At 73.4% G+C, this 14,411-nt stretch carries 16 protein-coding genes; 9 read left to right on the top strand and 7 right to left on the bottom strand.

Going from position 1 to position 14,411, the window contains the following annotated elements:
• The first annotated feature begins 34 nt into the window (after window positions 1–34).
• The gene (locus F8274_RS24760) at window positions 35–841 is read left to right on the top strand and encodes an SDR family oxidoreductase (RefSeq protein ID WP_151464765.1); all 807 of its coding nucleotides are present in this window, start codon (window positions 35–37) and stop codon (window positions 839–841) included.
• A gap of 56 nt (window positions 842–897) precedes the next feature.
• Here F8274_RS24760 and F8274_RS24755 read toward each other — a convergent pair whose 3' ends face one another.
• From F8274_RS24755 to F8274_RS24740, 4 genes are all read right to left on the bottom strand, one after another.
• Window positions 898–1,398 (bottom strand): hemerythrin domain-containing protein, encoded by a 501-nt coding sequence (locus F8274_RS24755; protein WP_151464764.1) that lies wholly within the window; start codon window positions 1,396–1,398, stop codon window positions 898–900.
• Between the two features lie 197 nt (window positions 1,399–1,595).
• Window positions 1,596–2,987, bottom strand: coding sequence for a S8 family serine peptidase (locus F8274_RS24750; RefSeq protein WP_225853956.1), 1,392 nt, complete (start codon window positions 2,985–2,987; stop codon window positions 1,596–1,598).
• Window positions 2,988–3,135: 148 nt separating this feature from the next.
• Entirely contained in the window at window positions 3,136–3,999 is an 864-nt protein-coding gene (locus F8274_RS24745; RefSeq protein ID WP_151464763.1) for an NAD(P)H-hydrate dehydratase, read from the bottom strand.
• Window positions 3,983–4,714: a histidine phosphatase family protein gene (locus tag F8274_RS24740; RefSeq protein ID WP_151464762.1), complete on the bottom strand. Its 732-nt coding sequence runs from the start codon at window positions 4,712–4,714 to the stop codon at window positions 3,983–3,985. Before F8274_RS24740 ends, F8274_RS24745 begins: the two co-directional genes overlap by 17 nt.
• Before the next feature lie 148 nt (window positions 4,715–4,862).
• Here F8274_RS24740 and F8274_RS24735 point away from each other — a divergent pair, with 148 nt between their 5' ends.
• The 3 genes from F8274_RS24735 (at window position 4,863) to F8274_RS24725 (ending at window position 6,590) form a co-directional block, all read left to right on the top strand.
• Entirely contained in the window at window positions 4,863–5,093 is a 231-nt protein-coding gene (locus tag F8274_RS24735; protein ID WP_151464768.1) for a hypothetical protein, read from the top strand.
• 148 nt (window positions 5,094–5,241) lie between these two features.
• Window positions 5,242–5,571: a hypothetical protein gene (locus F8274_RS24730; protein ID WP_151464761.1), complete on the top strand. Its 330-nt coding sequence runs from the start codon at window positions 5,242–5,244 to the stop codon at window positions 5,569–5,571.
• A 44-nt stretch (window positions 5,572–5,615) separates the two neighbouring features.
• A complete protein-coding gene (locus F8274_RS24725) occupies window positions 5,616–6,590 on the top strand; it encodes a DNA polymerase domain-containing protein (protein WP_151464760.1) in 975 nt (324 codons plus the stop codon).
• Between the two features lie 4 nt (window positions 6,591–6,594).
• Here the strand turns inward: F8274_RS24725 and F8274_RS24720 are convergent, their stop codons facing one another.
• Window positions 6,595–7,101 (bottom strand): Lrp/AsnC family transcriptional regulator, encoded by a 507-nt coding sequence (locus tag F8274_RS24720; protein WP_151464759.1) that lies wholly within the window; start codon window positions 7,099–7,101, stop codon window positions 6,595–6,597.
• A 72-nt stretch (window positions 7,102–7,173) separates the two neighbouring features.
• Between F8274_RS24720 and pdhA the strand changes: the two genes are divergently transcribed.
• From pdhA to F8274_RS24700, 4 genes are all read left to right on the top strand, one after another.
• Window positions 7,174–8,388 carry a pyruvate dehydrogenase (acetyl-transferring) E1 component subunit alpha gene (pdhA, locus tag F8274_RS24715; protein ID WP_151464767.1) on the top strand — a complete coding sequence of 405 codons (1,215 nt, stop codon included), beginning with the start codon at window positions 7,174–7,176 and terminating at the stop codon, window positions 8,386–8,388.
• A complete protein-coding gene (locus tag F8274_RS24710; RefSeq protein ID WP_151464758.1) occupies window positions 8,388–9,392 on the top strand; it encodes an alpha-ketoacid dehydrogenase subunit beta in 1,005 nt (334 codons plus the stop codon). The genes pdhA and F8274_RS24710 overlap by 1 nt, the downstream gene beginning before the upstream one ends.
• Window positions 9,377–10,759 carry a dihydrolipoamide acetyltransferase family protein gene (locus tag F8274_RS24705; RefSeq protein WP_370518270.1) on the top strand — a complete coding sequence of 461 codons (1,383 nt, stop codon included), beginning with the start codon at window positions 9,377–9,379 and terminating at the stop codon, window positions 10,757–10,759. The genes F8274_RS24710 and F8274_RS24705 overlap by 16 nt, the downstream gene beginning before the upstream one ends.
• A gap of 237 nt (window positions 10,760–10,996) precedes the next feature.
• Window positions 10,997–12,274 (top strand): Ig-like domain-containing protein, encoded by a 1,278-nt coding sequence (locus tag F8274_RS24700; RefSeq protein WP_151464757.1) that lies wholly within the window; start codon window positions 10,997–10,999, stop codon window positions 12,272–12,274.
• Window positions 12,275–12,334: 60 nt separating this feature from the next.
• Here F8274_RS24700 and F8274_RS24695 read toward each other — a convergent pair whose 3' ends face one another.
• Window positions 12,335–13,354 carry an SMP-30/gluconolactonase/LRE family protein gene (locus F8274_RS24695; protein ID WP_151464756.1) on the bottom strand — a complete coding sequence of 340 codons (1,020 nt, stop codon included), beginning with the start codon at window positions 13,352–13,354 and terminating at the stop codon, window positions 12,335–12,337.
• A 174-nt stretch (window positions 13,355–13,528) separates the two neighbouring features.
• Here F8274_RS24695 and F8274_RS24690 point away from each other — a divergent pair, with 174 nt between their 5' ends.
• Window positions 13,529–13,882, top strand: a complete 354-nt coding sequence (locus F8274_RS24690; RefSeq protein ID WP_151464755.1) for an anti-sigma factor antagonist — start codon at window positions 13,529–13,531, stop codon at window positions 13,880–13,882.
• 51 nt (window positions 13,883–13,933) lie between these two features.
• Here F8274_RS24690 and F8274_RS24685 read toward each other — a convergent pair whose 3' ends face one another.
• Entirely contained in the window at window positions 13,934–14,302 is a 369-nt protein-coding gene (locus F8274_RS24685; protein WP_151464754.1) for an FKBP-type peptidyl-prolyl cis-trans isomerase, read from the bottom strand.
• Window positions 14,303–14,411 lie beyond the last annotated feature (109 nt).

Here is a 14,411-nt window from a genome sequence, read left to right as displayed (position 1 = left end):
CGTGCGGCCCGCGTCCGGGGAGGGAGACCGGAGGATGAGCACACCGACCAGCGACCGTCCGCTCGCCGTGGTGACGGGCGCGTCCAGCGGCATCGGGTACGAGTTGGCCGCCCAGTTCACCGAGCACGGGTACGACGTGGTGGTGGCCGCCGAGGACCCGGGGATCGCGACGGCGGCGCGGAACCTGCAGCGCGACAGCGGCCCGCAGGCGTACCCCGTGCGGGTGGACCTGGCGACGCCCGACGGGGTGGAGCAGCTGGCGCGGGCCGTGACGGACCTGGGCCGTCCGGTGGACGCCCTGGCGCTGAACGCCGGCCGCGGCGCCGGCGGGAACTTCGTGGGCGGCACCGACCTGAGCGACGAGCTGAACATCGTCGACCTGAACGTGCGGTCGACCGTGCACCTGGCCAAGCGGCTGCTGCCGGCCATGGTCGAGCGCGGCCAGGGGCGGGTGCTGTTCACCTCGTCGATCGCCGCGACCATGCCGGGGGCTTTCCAGGCGGTCTACAACGCCTCGAAGTCGTTCGTTCAGTCGTTCGCCGAGGCGCTGCGCAACGAGTTGAAGGACACCGGCGTCACGGTCACCTCGCTGATGCCCGGCCCGACCGACACCGGGTTCTTCGCGCGGGCCGACATGGAGGACACCCGGGTGGGCCAGGGGAAGAAGGACGACCCGCGCGCGGTGGCCGAGGACGCCTTCGAGGCCCTCATGAAGGGGGAGCACAAGGTGTCGGCCGGCTCGCTGCTCAACAAGGTGCAGACCGCCGCCGGCAAGATCGTCCCGGACCGGTTGAAGGCGGAGCAGCACCGGAAGATGGCCGAGCCCGGCTCCGGCAGCTGACCCGCACGGCGAACGGCGGGACCCGGCCTCGGCCGGGTCCCGCCGTTCGTGGTGCGTCAGGCGACGACGGCGTCCAGCGACTTCTTCAGCGCCTTCGGGGCGGTCGGGGTCTTCGGCGCCTTCGGGCGCAGGTCGATCATGCGCTGGCCGATCTCCTGGAGCTGGTTACGGCCGAGCGCGTCGCGGACCTTGGGGAACCACTCCTGCTCCTCCTCCTCGACGTGGTGCAGCACGTTCTCGATCAGCACCGTCGTCTTGGCGTTGTAGCGCTCGTCGTCGGCGTCCATCGTGAACAGCTCGAAGCAGAGCACGTCGGCGACGTGGTGCTCCTCGTACGACTCGAGGATGTCGTCCTCGACGTCCGGCACGAGCTTGCGGACCTCCGGGTACATCACCTCGTTCTCGAGGTAGGTGTGCACCGTCAGCGCCTCGAGGATCTGCTTCACGAGCTTCTGCCGCTCGCTCGCCGGGCCCTCCTCGGCGTCCTGGAAGGCCTTGAACAGGCGGCGCATCTCCTTGTGGTCCTCCTTGAGCAGGACGATCGCGTCGGTGGACACCGGTTACCTCCTAGAGTCGGCTGATGTCGCTTCCTCTACCCCGCCCCCGACCAGGAAAAACGAGGTGGGGCCCGGCGACGGGTCGCCGGGCCCCAACGGGGTGGTGCGGCCGCTACTTCACGGCGTTGTACGCGTCGACCATGCCGGCGCCGTAGAACCGTTGCGGGCCCCACCGGAGCAGGTGGCGTCGTACGCGGTCACCCAGCAGCGGCACCGGGTTGTAGACGCCCTCGGGGCAGGACTGCGCGACCGACGTGCGCTCCAGGAACGACGCCAGCTGGCCCCGGGGTCATCCCCGGGTGCGCCGACAACGCCAGCGCCGCGACGCCGACGGCGTGCGGGCCGGACATCGAGGTGCCCTGCTTGTACCCCCACCCGTTGGTGCGGGTGGCGGTGTTGAAGGTGGTCGACAGGATGGCGTCGGTCGACGTCGACCGCGCGCCCTGCGTCCGGTACCGGGTGTCGCCACCCGGTGCCGTCACGTCCACCACGCCCTGGCCGTACGAGGAGTAGTAGCTCTTCTCGCCGGTCGGGCCTACCGCGGAGACGGTCACCACGCCCGGCGCCTCGGCCGGCAGGTCGAGGCAGGCGTTGGTGAGGTTCTCCCGCGTCTCCGGCGTCCCGTTGTTCGGGCTGCCGGTGTCGGTGATCTTGTGGGCCAGGTCGTAGTTCGAGTTGCCCGCGGACGCCACGTTGAGCACGCCCTTGGACTGCGAGTAGCGGATCGCCCGCTGCACGGCCTGCCACACCGGACGCTGGCGGGCGTCGTTGCGGCAGTTCAGCTCCCACGGGTCGATGTAGTAGCTGTTGTTGGTGACCTGCATGCCGTGGTCGGCGGCCCACATGAACCCGCAGACCGCGGCCTCCGGGAAGATGTAGCCGTCGTCGTTGACCACCTTGACGGCGGCGACCTTGACGCCCGGAGCGATGCCGGTCACGCCGACGCCGTTGACGGCGGCGGCGATGGTGCCGGCCACGTGGGTGCCGTGGTCGCTGGTGGTCGGGTTCCACGCCGCCTCGGTGGTGTTGGTGACACCGCCGATGCAGGACGTGCTCCTGTCCTTGGCGATCTGGGTCGCCAGGTCCGGGTGGGTGCTGGAGATGCCGCTGTCCAGCACGCCGACGACGACGTTCGGGCTGCCGTTGTTCACCGCGTGCGCCTGCGGCACGTGGATCATGTCCATGTCCCACTGCTGGCCGTAGAGCGGTTCCTTGGTCGGGTCGCCGGTGGCGGCGGCGACGTCGGCCGCGGAGACCTCCACGGTCTCGCCCTCGTCGAGGGCGGTGCCCAGGCCGGCGGTGGACGCGACCGACTCGACGCCCACCCCCGCCACCTGGGTGGCGAAGTCCGGGTTGGTCGAGCGGGCGACGAGCACGCCGATCCGGTCGTAGGAGGCCACGACGGTGCCCTTGGCGGCCGCCACGCGGGCGGCGGCCTTGCTGGTGTTGGCGCCCTGCGGGGCGAGGACCAGATAGGAGGTGTCCGGTCCGGCGGCCGCCGCCGGTGCCAGCCCGCCGGTGAGGGCGAGGCCGACGCCGAGCGTCGTGGCGGACGCGGCGGCCAGTGTCTTGCGACGGAGGTTCTTCACACAGACTCCCAGGGGGCCGATCCCGGCCGGATCCCACTCCCTGGCGGGAAGCGGGCCGGCGGAAGACGGGCAGGCTGCCCGCCTTCGAGGGTTCAGCGACGGGAGCCGGTGTGGTGTTACACACACCTGAACCGTCGGACAACACCCGTCAGACGGTGGCCACCGTGTAGGGGATCTCGTCGAGCAGTTCGCGGGCCAGGAAGCCGATCCGCCCGTAGCGGGGGACCAGGCGTTGCCCGCTGACCGCGTGGGCGAACGCGGCCCAGCAGGCGGCCTGCGCCGGCTCGGCGCCCCGTGAGAGCAGCCCCGCGAGCAGCCCGGCGCGGACGTCGCCGCTGCCCGAGGTGCCCAGGCCGGCGTCGCCGCTCTCCTCGCGCCAGGCCCGCCCGTCGGGAGTGGCGATGTGGCCGTAGAGGGAGACCACCGCGTCGTACCGGCGGGCCAGGTGGACGGCCTCGGCGTCCAGGTCGTCGCCGGGCTTCCGGTCGAGCAGGTGCCGGGCCTCGGTGAGGTTGGGCGTGAGCACCACCTTGCGGCCCGAGCCGACCAGCAGGTCCGGCTCGTGGCTGAGCGCGCCGAGGGCGTACGCGTCGAGCACCAGCGCGGTCTCCGGGCCGGCCGCGTCGAGGACCACGTGCAGCAGCGCCCGGGTGGCGTCGATGTCCTTGAGGCCGGGGCCGACCGCCACGACGTCCGCCTCGGCGATCAGGCCGTCGAGCAGGTCGCCGGGATCGCCCCGGACGGCGCCGTCGGCGGTCTCCGGCAGGCCGACCACCAGCGCCTCGGGCACCTGGATGCTGAGCGCGGCGGCGGTGGACTCGGCGGCGGCCAGTTGCAGCACGCCGGCCCCGGCGCGCAACGCGGCCACCCCGGCGAGCAGCACCGCGCCGGGGGTGAACCGGGACCCGCCGACCACCAGCACGGTGCCCCGGGCCTCCTTGCCGCCGGTCGGCACCGGCAGCGCCCAGTCCCGCAGCAGCGCGGGGGTGATGACCTCAGACCGGCTCGGCATGGACCTCGTCCTCCCTGGTCGAACGCGCCCCCTGCCGGTGCAGGTGGGTGACGTCGTTGAACACGTCCGGCGTCAGCCGGCCGGTGGTGTCGGCCGACCAGCCGGTGACCGAGCAGTTGGCGATCACGTGCTCCCCGGTCAGCGCCATCAGCTCCGCCTCGGTGAGCCCCTCCACGAGGTACCGCAGCAGGAACACCAGCGCGTCGTGGCCGAACAGCAGCACCCGGCCGCCGGCGTGGTCCCGGCGCAGGTCGCCGAGGAGCGCGCGCAGCCGCAGCGCCACGTCGGTCCAGGACTCCCCGCCGGGCGGGCGGTAGTAGAACTTGCCGAGCCGGTCCCGGCGCGCCGCCTCGTCGGGGTACCGCCGCCGGACGCCCTGGCCGGTCAACCCGTCGAGGATGCCCAGCTCGCGGTCGCGCAACCGTTCGTCGCGGCTCGCCGGCACGCCGGTGCCGGCGAGGGCCAGCTCGGCGGTCCGCACCGCCCGCAGGTACGGCGACACCACCGCCACGTCCGGCCGCCGCGCCTCGGGCAGCCCGGCCAGCCAGCGTCCGGTCGCCCGCGCCTGCTCCTCGCCCGTGGGCGACAGCGGCACGTCCGCGTCCCGGTGGGTCAGCTCGATCAGCTCGGCGCCCGACGCCTCGGCCGCCGTGGCCGCGACGTTCGCCGTGCTCTCGCCGTGCCGGACGATCCAGAGCGCTGCCAGTTCCGCCATGCGGCCTCCGGTACCCGGGGTCTCCCGGGGGTAACCGTGCCGGTCGGTGGCGGCCGGCACACCCGGGGCGTGAACGGCGGCCGGGCGGGTAAGCGCGGTCGGCCCGGAAGCGGGCGAAGCCGACCCAGGGGAGGGTGCCGTGGCGACGATGGTACGAGAGCCGATGAGCCCGGTGAAGGACAAGAACTACGACCTGATCCACACGGTGCAGATGTCACTGCAGCACGTCTGGCAGATGGAGACGTACATCGCCGACGCGGAGGATCGGGGCGACACCGAGCTCGCGACCTGGTTCCGCAAGATCCAGGAGACCAACCGCAAGGCCGCCGACCAGGGCAAGAAGATGCTCGGCGACCGGCTCCACAAGGAGAACGGCTGACCGTACGCGCCGGTGGCCGGGTGGGTGCGCCCGCCCGGCCACGAGCGTGTCCCGGGACCGCCACGCCGCGCGGGCGGCGCGGGGTGGCATCGACCGGGCAGAATGTCGTCCGGCACCGGCGTGGGCCCGGTGGCGGGGAGGCGGACGCGTGGCGACGGTCATCAGGGGTCTGCGGGAGGCGCTGGTGCTCTTCCTGATCGCGGTGGTGACGATCGGGATCGCGGTGGGCATCTGGGTGGGGGTCAGCGGCGGCGACTTCGTCCATCGGCTCGGCGTGGCGTTCATGCTGGTCGGCGCGGTGATCGGGATGACCGGTGACCTGACGCTGAGCCGGATCGGCATGCTGCCGGCCCGGTCCACCTTCGGCCTGGCTCCGGAACGGGAGGACGGCGGCGGGGGCCGGGTGCTCACCGGCGTCGGCATCTTCCTGTTCGTCTCGGTGCCGCTGATCGTCGTCGGCGTCCTGCTGATCACGTGACGACATCCCCGCGCCGCGACCGTCCGCGTCGTACGGTGTGAGGCGTGGCGACCACGGCGGCCGAGGAGATCCGGGTGGGTGAGCGGCTGGTCCGCGTCTCCAGCCCGGACAAGCCCTACTTCCCGGAACGCGGGCTGACCAAGCTGGACGTGGTCCGCTACTTCCTCGCCGTTGGCGACGGCATCCTGCGGGCGCTGCGCGACCGACCGACCATGCTGGAGCGCTGGCCCCGCGGCGTTTTCGAGGGCGCGACGATCGCCACCCGGCAGACCAACAAGGGTGACGCGTTCTACCAGAAGCGGCTGCCGGCCGGCGCGCCCGACTGGGTGCGCACCGCGCACATCACCTTCCCCAGCGGCCGGACCGCCGACGAGGTGGCCCCGAGCGAGCTGGCCGTGGTGATCTGGGCGGTCAACCTGGGCACCCTGCGGTTCCACCCGTGGCCGGTCTCGGCGGGCGACGTGGAGCGTCCCGACCAGCTCCGCATCGACCTGGACCCGATGCCCGGCGTGGATTTCGCCCAGGTGGTCCCGGTCGCCCACGAGGTGCGCGCGTTCCTCGACGAGCTGGGCCTGGTGGGCTACCCGAAGACCACCGGCGGCCGGGGCATCCACGTCTACCTGTCCATCGAGCCGCGGTGGAGCTTCGGCGACTGCCGGCGCGCGGTGCTGGCGCTGGGCCGGGAGATGCAGCGCCGGCTGCCCGATCTCGTCACCACCACCTGGTGGCGCGAGCAGCGGGACCGGCCGGTCTTCGTCGACTACAACCAGATGGCCCGCGACCACACCGTGACCTCGGCGTACTCGATCCGGCCCACCCCGCGGGCGCTGGTCTCGGCGCCACTTTCCTGGGCGGAGCTGGACGACGCCCGGCCGGAGGACTTCGACGTGGTCAGCATGCCGGCCCGGTTCGCCGAGCGGGGCGACCCGCACGCCGGCCTGGACGAGCGCCGGTTCTCGCTGGAGCCGCTGCTGGAGTTGGCCGACCGGGAGGGCCTGGAGGCCCCGCCGGAGCGGTAGGCGGTCACTGCCAGGGGCTCAGCGTCCCGTCGAACTCCTCGAAGACCAGCCAGGTCCGGGTGGACAGCACCCCGGCGATGCTCTGCACCCGGTCCAGCACCACGTCCCGCAGGGTGGCGTTGTCCGGTGCCCGCACGAGGGCCAGCACGTCGTGCTCGCCGCTGAGCAGCGCCGCGTGCTCGATGTAGCGCACCCGGGCCAGCTCGGCGGACACCTCGCGCCAGGTGTTCTGCTCGATGGTGAGCGCGATGTACGCCGAGGTGCCCAGCCCGGCCGGCTCGGGCGCCACCTGGGCGCGGAACCCGGTGACCACCCCGTCCCGCAGCAGCCGCTCCACCCGCGCGTACGCGTTGGTGCGCGAGACGTGCACCCGTTCCGCCAGCGTACGGATGGACAGCCGGGCGTCCTCGGTCAGTTCGCGCAGGATCCGCCGGTCGACCTCGTCGAGTGGCCCGGCCGAACGTCCCGTTCCGCCCGCCGTGCCCGGTGTGGTTCCGGTCTCCTGGCTCATGAGGACCGCCTTCCGGTGCCATTCGTCCCGCGTTCATCCCGGATGTTGAGTCAATCATCCGACAGCGGAAGCATAGGGCCACCACACGTCCAGGAGGTCCCCGCCGTGACGACCACACCCGAGGCGGTCCGCAGGGCATCCCCGCGCACCCGCCGGCCGGCCACCCCGGCCACCCCGGCCGTCCCCGACCCGTCGGCCGGCCTGCTGCCCCGCACCGAGCCCGTCCGACTGCTGAACCCGGACGGCACCCCGCTGCCCGCCCGGGACGACTACCCGGAGCCGCCGGTCGAGGCGCTGCGCGAGATGTACCGCCGGATGGTCGTCGGCCGTCGCTTCGATGTGCAGGCCACCGCGCTGACCAAGCAGGGCCGGCTCGCCGTCTACCCGTCCTCGCGCGGCCAGGAGGCCTGCCAGGTCGGCGGAGTGCTGGCGCTGCGCGACACCGACTGGGTCTTCCCGACCTACCGGGAGTCCATGGCGCTGACCGCCCGCGGCATCGACCCGGTCGAGGTGCTCACCCTGCTCCGCGGCGACTGGCACTGCGGGTACGACCCGACCGTCGTGCTCACCGCGCCGCAGTGCACCCCGCTCGCCACCCAGTGCGTGCACGCCGCCGGGCTCGCCTACGGCGAGTCCTACCAGGGGCGGGACACCGTGGCGCTGGCCTTCATCGGCGACGGCGCCACCAGCGAGGGCGACTTCCACGAGGGCGTCAACTTCGCCGCCGTGTTCAAGGCCCCGGTCGTCTACTTCGTGCAGAACAACAAGTACGCGATCAGCGTGCCGCTGTCCCGGCAGACCGCCGCGCCGAGCCTGGCCTACAAGGGCGTCGGCTACGGCGTGCCCAGCGAGCAGGTCGACGGCAACGACCCGGTGGCCGTGCTCGCCGTGCTCAACCGGGCCGTCGCGCACGCCCGCGCCGGCAAGGGGCCGTACCTGGTCGAGGCACACACCTACCGGATGGAGCCGCACACCAACGCCGACGACCAGACCCGCTACCGGGACGCCGAAGAGGTCGAGGCGTGGCGCGACCGGGACCCGATCGCCCGGCTGGAGGCGTACCTGCGGAACCGGGGCGCGCTGGACGACGCCGCGGTCGCCGCGATCGCCGAGGAGGCCGAGGCGTACGCCGCCGCGCTGCGCGACCGGATGAACGCCCAGCCCGAGGTGGACCCGCTCAGCCTCTTCGACCACGTCTACGCGGAGCCGACCCCGCAACTGGTCGAGCAGCGGGACCAGGTCCGGGCCGAGCTGGCCGCCGCCCGCGTCGAGGAGGGGGACGCCTGATGGCCACCATGACCATGGCGAAGGCGCTCAACGCCGCGCTCGCCGACGCGATGCTGGACGACGAGCGGGTGGTCGTCTTCGGCGAGGACGTCGGGCAGCTCGGCGGCGTCTTCCGGATCACCGACGGGCTCCAGGCCCGGTTCGGTGACAAGCGCTGCTTCGACACCCCGCTCGCGGAGGCCGGCATCGTCGGCTTCGCCGTCGGCCTGGCCATGTCCGGGCTGCGCCCGGTGGTCGAGATGCAGTTCGACGCGTTCGCGTACCCGGCGTTCGAGCAGATCGCCTCGCACGTGGCGAAGCTGCGCAACCGGACCCGGGGCGCGCTCAGCGTGCCGATCGTCATCCGGGTGCCCTATGCCGGTGGCATCGGCGGCGTGGAGCACCACTGCGACTCGTCCGAGGCGTACTACGCGCACACCCCGGGCCTGAAGGTGGTCACCCCGGCCACCGTCGAGGACGCGTACTCGCTGCTGCGCGAGGCGATCGACGACCCGGACCCGGTCGTGTTCATGGAGCCGAAGAAGCTCTACTTCGGAAGCGCCGAGGCGGAGCTGCCGGCCCGGAAGGAGCCGTTCGGCCGGGCCGTCGTGCGCCGCGCTGGCACCGACGCCACCCTGATCGCGTACGGGCCGGCGGTGCCGGTCGCGCTGGAGGCCGCCGAGGCCGCCCGCGAGGAGGGCTGGGACCTGGAGGTGGTTGACGTGCGGACCATCGTGCCGTTCGACGACGCCACCGTCACCGCCTCGGTGCGCAAGACCGGCCGCTGCGTCGTGATCCAGGAGGCGCAGGGCTTCGCTGGTGTCGGCGCCGAGATCGCCGCCCGGGTGCAGGAGCGCTGCTTCCACGCCCTGCACGCCCCGGTGCTGCGGGTCTCCGGGCTGGACATCCCCTACCCGGCGCCGATGCTGGAGCACACCCACCTGCCGTCGGTGGACCGGGTGCTGGACACCGTGGCCCGGCTCCAGTGGGACGACCAGCCGGACGAGCGGTGGGTGGCGGCATGAGCGAAATGACCACCGCGACCGGGACCCGCGACTTCCTCCTGCCCGACCTGGGCGAGGGGCTGAGCGAGGCGGAGATCGTCGAGTGGCGGGTCGCCGTCGGCGACGTGGTCACCGTGGACCAGACCGTGGTGGAGGTGGAGACCGCCAAGGCCGTGGTCGACGTCCCCTGCCCGTACGCCGGCCGGGTCGTGGCCCTGCACGGCGCGGCGGGTCAGGTCCGCCCGGTGGGCCAGCCGCTCATCACGATCGCCCCGCTCGACGGCGACGGCGGCGACGACCCGCACGCCACCTACCGCGAGGAGGAGCGGGCCGGCTCCGGCAACGTCCTGATCGGGTACGGCACCGGCCACGGCGGCGCGGGCCGGCGGCGGCGACGCCCCCGGCTGGCCCTGGCGCCCGAGCCCGACGCCACGCCGGCGACCGCCCCGGTCACCGGCAGCCCCACGGCCGACGGCCCGGAGCGCCCGCCGCGCACCGCGCCGCTGGTCATCTCGCCGATCGTCCGGCGGCTGGCCCGGGAGCGCGGCCTCGACCTGGCGGCCCTGCGGGGCACCGGGCCCGGCGGGGTGATCCGCCGCGCCGACGTGGAGGCGGCGTCCACCGCGCCGGCCGCGCCGCTCGCCGCCGTGCCGGACGCCCCGGCCGCGCACGTCGGGCTGGCCCCGGCCGGCGACGGCGACGTGGTCATCCCGCTCACCGGCATCCGCAAGGTCATCGCCGACAAGCTCTCCCGCAGCCGGCGGGAGATCCCCGAGGTGACCATCTGGGTGGACGTGGACGCCACCGGGCTGCTGGCGACCCGGGCCGCGATCAACGCCGCCACCCCGGAGTCGCCGGTCAGCATCCTGGCCCTGCTGGCCCGGATCTGCCTGAGCGGCCTGCGGAAGTATCCGCAGCTCAACGCCCACGTCGACACCGAGGGGCAGCGGATCGTCCAGTCCGCCGGGGTGCACCTGGGCATCGCCGCGCAGACCGACCGGGGCCTCGTCGTCCCGGTGCTGCGCGACGCCCAGCGGCTGACCACCCGGGAGCTGGCCGCCGCCCTCGCCGAGACCACGGCGGCCGCCCGGGCCGGCACCCTGCCCCCGGCGCGGCTCACCGGGGGCACCTTCACGCTGAACAACTACGGGGTGTTCGGCGTGGACGGGTCGACCCCGATCATCAACCACCCCGAGGCGGCGCTGCTCGGCGTCGGCCGGATCGTCGACAAGCCCTGGGTGGTCGACGGGCAGCTGGCCGTGCGCAAGGTGACGCAGCTCAGCCTCACCTTCGACCACCGCGTCTGCGACGGCGGCGTGGCCGGGGGCTTCCTCCGGCACGTGGCGGACTGCGTCGAACAGCCCGCCCTGCTGGTCGCGAACGTCTGAGTCCCGGCCCCGGCCCCGGCCACCCCGCGGGGCCGGGGCCGAACCGGTCGTTCACGTCACGCCGCGCAACCCGGTCGCCGCCGTGACGTCCCGCCCGTCGACGTCGCCAATTCCCATTTCCGTACGCCGGAGTCGAAAGCGAAGTCAGCCACCCCAAGCAATTCCGCCGAATATGCCACGCCGTCCCGAGGGCCATACAGAATGTGAGCCAAGGGGAGCGGAAATGGGGTGCGGAATATGGATGTGAGGCGGCGATTCACGCTGTTGGCGGTAACCATCGCAGCCACACCGTTGGTGGTCGGCGGGTGCACCGCCGGCCAGAGGGATGCCGTGAAACACGGCCACGGCAAGGCGGCCGCGGCGCCGTCGGTGACCGTGACCCCGGCGGACCGGACGAAGGGCGTGCCGGTCAGCGCCGAGGTGGGGACCACGGTCAGCGGCGGCAAGGTCACCGCCGTGAGGCTCACCGACGACAAGGGCCGGCCGGTGCCGGCGCAGCCGCGTGAGGACGGGTCGGGCTGGGTGCCGGACAAGCCGTTGGAGAACTCGCGGACGTACACCGCGGAGGTGACCGCGACCGGCGATTCCGGGCGGACCACCACGCAGAAGACGACGTTCACCACAATGGCGAAATCCACCAAACCGGCCGTCACCAGCGAGCTCTATTTCACCGGTAATCAGACGTACGGGACGGCCATGCCGGTGGTGGTCGCATTCGATCCGCCAATTCCGAAAGAGGCCAGAGCGGACGTGCAGCGCCGGTTGTTCGTGAAGACCGACCCGCCGCAGCCGGGCACCTGGTCGTGGGAATCGGACGGCAAGCAGGTCGAATACCGGGCGCCCGACCACTGGAAGTCCGGCACGAAGATCAGCGTGCGGAGCGCCCTGCAGGGGCTGCCGATCGGCAAGGACGCCATCGGCGACGCCGACCACAGCGCGACCTCCAAGATCGGCCGGCAGGTCTCGCTCGAGATCGACAACGCCACCAAGCAGATGTCCGTCTACGAGGACGGCAAACTGCTCCGCAAGGTGCCGGTGAGCCTCGGCAAGTCGAGCACGCCCACCTCCAGCGGCAAGATGGTGATCATGGAGAAGTTCGACCACACCACCTTCGACACCCGGGGTTCGGCCGATCCGTACGTGGTCGACGTGGACGACGCCCAGCGGCTCACCTGGGGTGGCGAGTTCATCCACTCCGCCCCGTGGTCGGAGGGGGAGCAGGGCTTCACCAACACCTCACACGGCTGCACCAACGTCTCCGCCACCGCCGCGGACTGGCTGATGGGCATCACGCAGGTCGGCGACCTGGTGACGGTCAAGGGCACCGAGGTGAAGCTGGACCAGGGCAACGGGTTCACGGCCTGGAACGTCGGCTGGGACGAGTTCGTCAAGGGCAGCGCCCTGCCCGTACCGGCGGGGTTGAAGCCCACGCACAGCGCCACGCCGCACCCGGGCGCGGTGGCCGGCGGTTCGTCGCCCGCCCCCGCCCCGTCCAAGAGCAACAGCGGCGGCTGACCACCGGGGAGGAACGGCACGGGGCCGGCCCGCAGACACTGCGGGCCGGCCCCGCGCCGGTCAGTCCAGGTCCACCCGGGCCACGCCCGTCGCGGTCAGGCTGCCCAGCCAGAGGCGCCGCCCGTGCTGCCGCACGCCGGTGACCATCGGGTACGCCCCACTCGGGCCGTGCAGCGTGCGCAGCACGCGCCCGGCCCCGTCCACCAGCGCGACCAGCGCGTAGCGGCGGGGCTGCGGCTGCACCGCCCCCGGGAGCAGGGCGACGAGCTGGCGCACCCGGGGATGCGGCAGCAGCTTCTCCATGATCGGCAGCCGGGGGCTGGGCAGCGCGATCCAGTAGGTCCCGTCGCCGACGGCCGAGACGTTGTCCGGGTAGGCCGGCAGGTCGGCCAGCACGGTGGCCCGGCCGTCGGGCAGGTCCACCCGGAGCAGCCGGTGGGTAGCCGTCTCGACCAGCATCAGCGCGGACTCGTCCGGGGTGAGCGCCACCCCGTTGGGGAAGTAGAGGCCGCCCGCCACCACCTCGGTGCGCCCGGTCCGCCGGTCGTAGGCCAGCACCCGGCCGTTGGGCCGGTGCTCCAGGAGGTCCCGCTTCCAGTGCGAGAGCGGGAACCGGTCCGACGAGTCGGTGAAGTAGATCGTGCCGTCCCGGGCCACGGCGGCGTTGTCGGCCAGGTGCACCGGTGGTGCCGTCCCGGTCAGCTCGTGCACCGCGCCGTCCGGCGTGATCCGCAGCAGCCCCCGGTAGGCGTCGCAGACGATGAGCCCGCCGTCGACCGGGTCCAGCTCGATGCCGAGCGGGCGCCCGCCGGTCTCGGCGAGCAGCGTGGGACGGGTGCCGGCCGGGGCGTCCGCCGGCCACCACCAGAGCCGGCCGTCCTCGTCGCCGCTGACCGCCCGGCCCTGCGGGTCGATCAGCACGTCCTCCGGGCCGTGCGCGCCGTCGGGCAGTGGCAGCAGGTCGGCCCGGTCGAGCCGTACGTTGGTGGGGGCCCACGGCCCGTCCAGCGGCGGTGGCACGGTGGCCGGCTCACGGACCGGCCGGATCAGCAGGGGCACGCGCGGGCGGGGAACGGCCATCCGGCCATTCTTCCCCGCCGATGCCCCGGCCGGGAATCCCCGGCGGCGTGTCTCCGCCGCGGTCGCGGCCCTGCGGGATGACCCCGAGGCCGCTCAGGGTCGCACCCGGGACGTACCCGGAACCCCGCCCGCGAGCGGCCGGAACTGTCGGTGGTGGGGGATAGGTTCGGGGACATGCGAGAGGGCGGCGACCGGTTCCACGTGGCGACGAGCGTCAGCGACCACGTGGTGGACGTGCGGGCGGTGGGCGAGATCGACATCGCCACCGTGGCGGCGTTCCGGGCTGCGCTCTGGGCCGCGCCGGCACGGCCGGTGCTGCGGCTGGACCTGTCCGGCGTGCGCCTGCTGTCCGCCGCCGGGGTGCGTGCGCTGGTCGCCGCCCACCTGCGGGTGCGGGCCCGCGGCGGCGAGCTGGTGCTGGTCGACCCCGACCCGGTGGTCGCCCGGGTGCTGCGGGCCACCGGCCTGCACCGGGTGCTGCCGATCCGCGAGTCGGCCCGCGATCTGGTCACCTGCGCCGCGGCCTGACGCCGCAGGGCCGCCGGCGCGCCGCCGACGGCCCTGCCACACGGTCTCCGGTCAGCGCACGCCGACCAGGTCCACCACGAAGACCAGCGTCTCGTTCGGCTTGATCGCGCCACCGGCGCCCCGGGCGCCGTAGCCCAGGTGCGGCGGGATGGTCAGCCGGCGCCGACCGCCGACCTTCATGCCGACCACGCCCTGGTCCCAGCCGGCGATGACCTGGCCGCCGCCCAGCGGGAACTCGAACGTGTCACCCCGGTTCCACGACGCGTCGAACTCGCGGCCGGTCGAGTGGGCCACGCCCACGTAGTGCACGTTGGCCAGCTGGCCGGGTCGGGCCTCCGGGCCGTCGCCGACCGTGATGTCCTCGATGACGAGATCGGCGGGCGGGGCGCCCTCGATCGGGCCAACCTCGGGCTTCTCCATGAGCGGGTCTCCTCGGTGCTGACAGGTGCGGTCCCCGTCGATCCTGCCGGATCGCGGCCGGCCGATACGCGTCGGTCCCTGTCACGGCGTGGCGGCGGGCGCGGGTGAG

The sequence above is a fragment of the Micromonospora sp. AMSO31t genome, from assembly GCF_008868175.1.
Lineage (GTDB): Bacteria > Actinomycetota > Actinomycetes > Mycobacteriales > Micromonosporaceae > Micromonospora.
Note: the sequence above shows the minus strand (reverse complement) of the source record. Positions and strands in the feature narration are given on the sequence as shown.

What these genes read in the sequence shown, in the direction of transcription:
- F8274_RS24760 (WP_151464765.1), top strand. Translation starts at nt 35, where the DNA reads ATGAGCACACCGACCAGCGACCGTCCGCTCGCCGTGGTGACGGGCGCG.
- F8274_RS24745 (WP_151464763.1), bottom strand. Translation starts at nt 3,999, where the DNA reads ATGCCGAGCCGGTCTGAGGTCATCACCCCCGCGCTGCTGCGGGACTGG.
- F8274_RS24740 (WP_151464762.1), bottom strand. Translation starts at nt 4,714, where the DNA reads ATGGCGGAACTGGCAGCGCTCTGGATCGTCCGGCACGGCGAGAGCACG.
- F8274_RS24735 (WP_151464768.1), top strand. Translation starts at nt 4,863, where the DNA reads ATGGTACGAGAGCCGATGAGCCCGGTGAAGGACAAGAACTACGACCTG.
- F8274_RS24720 (WP_151464759.1), bottom strand. Translation starts at nt 7,101, where the DNA reads ATGAGCCAGGAGACCGGAACCACACCGGGCACGGCGGGCGGAACGGGA.
- F8274_RS24710 (WP_151464758.1), top strand. Translation starts at nt 8,388, where the DNA reads ATGGCCACCATGACCATGGCGAAGGCGCTCAACGCCGCGCTCGCCGAC.
- F8274_RS24700 (WP_151464757.1), top strand. Translation starts at nt 10,997, where the DNA reads ATGGATGTGAGGCGGCGATTCACGCTGTTGGCGGTAACCATCGCAGCC.
- F8274_RS24695 (WP_151464756.1), bottom strand. Translation starts at nt 13,354, where the DNA reads ATGGCCGTTCCCCGCCCGCGCGTGCCCCTGCTGATCCGGCCGGTCCGT.
- F8274_RS24690 (WP_151464755.1), top strand. Translation starts at nt 13,529, where the DNA reads ATGCGAGAGGGCGGCGACCGGTTCCACGTGGCGACGAGCGTCAGCGAC.
- F8274_RS24685 (WP_151464754.1), bottom strand. Translation starts at nt 14,302, where the DNA reads ATGGAGAAGCCCGAGGTTGGCCCGATCGAGGGCGCCCCGCCCGCCGAT.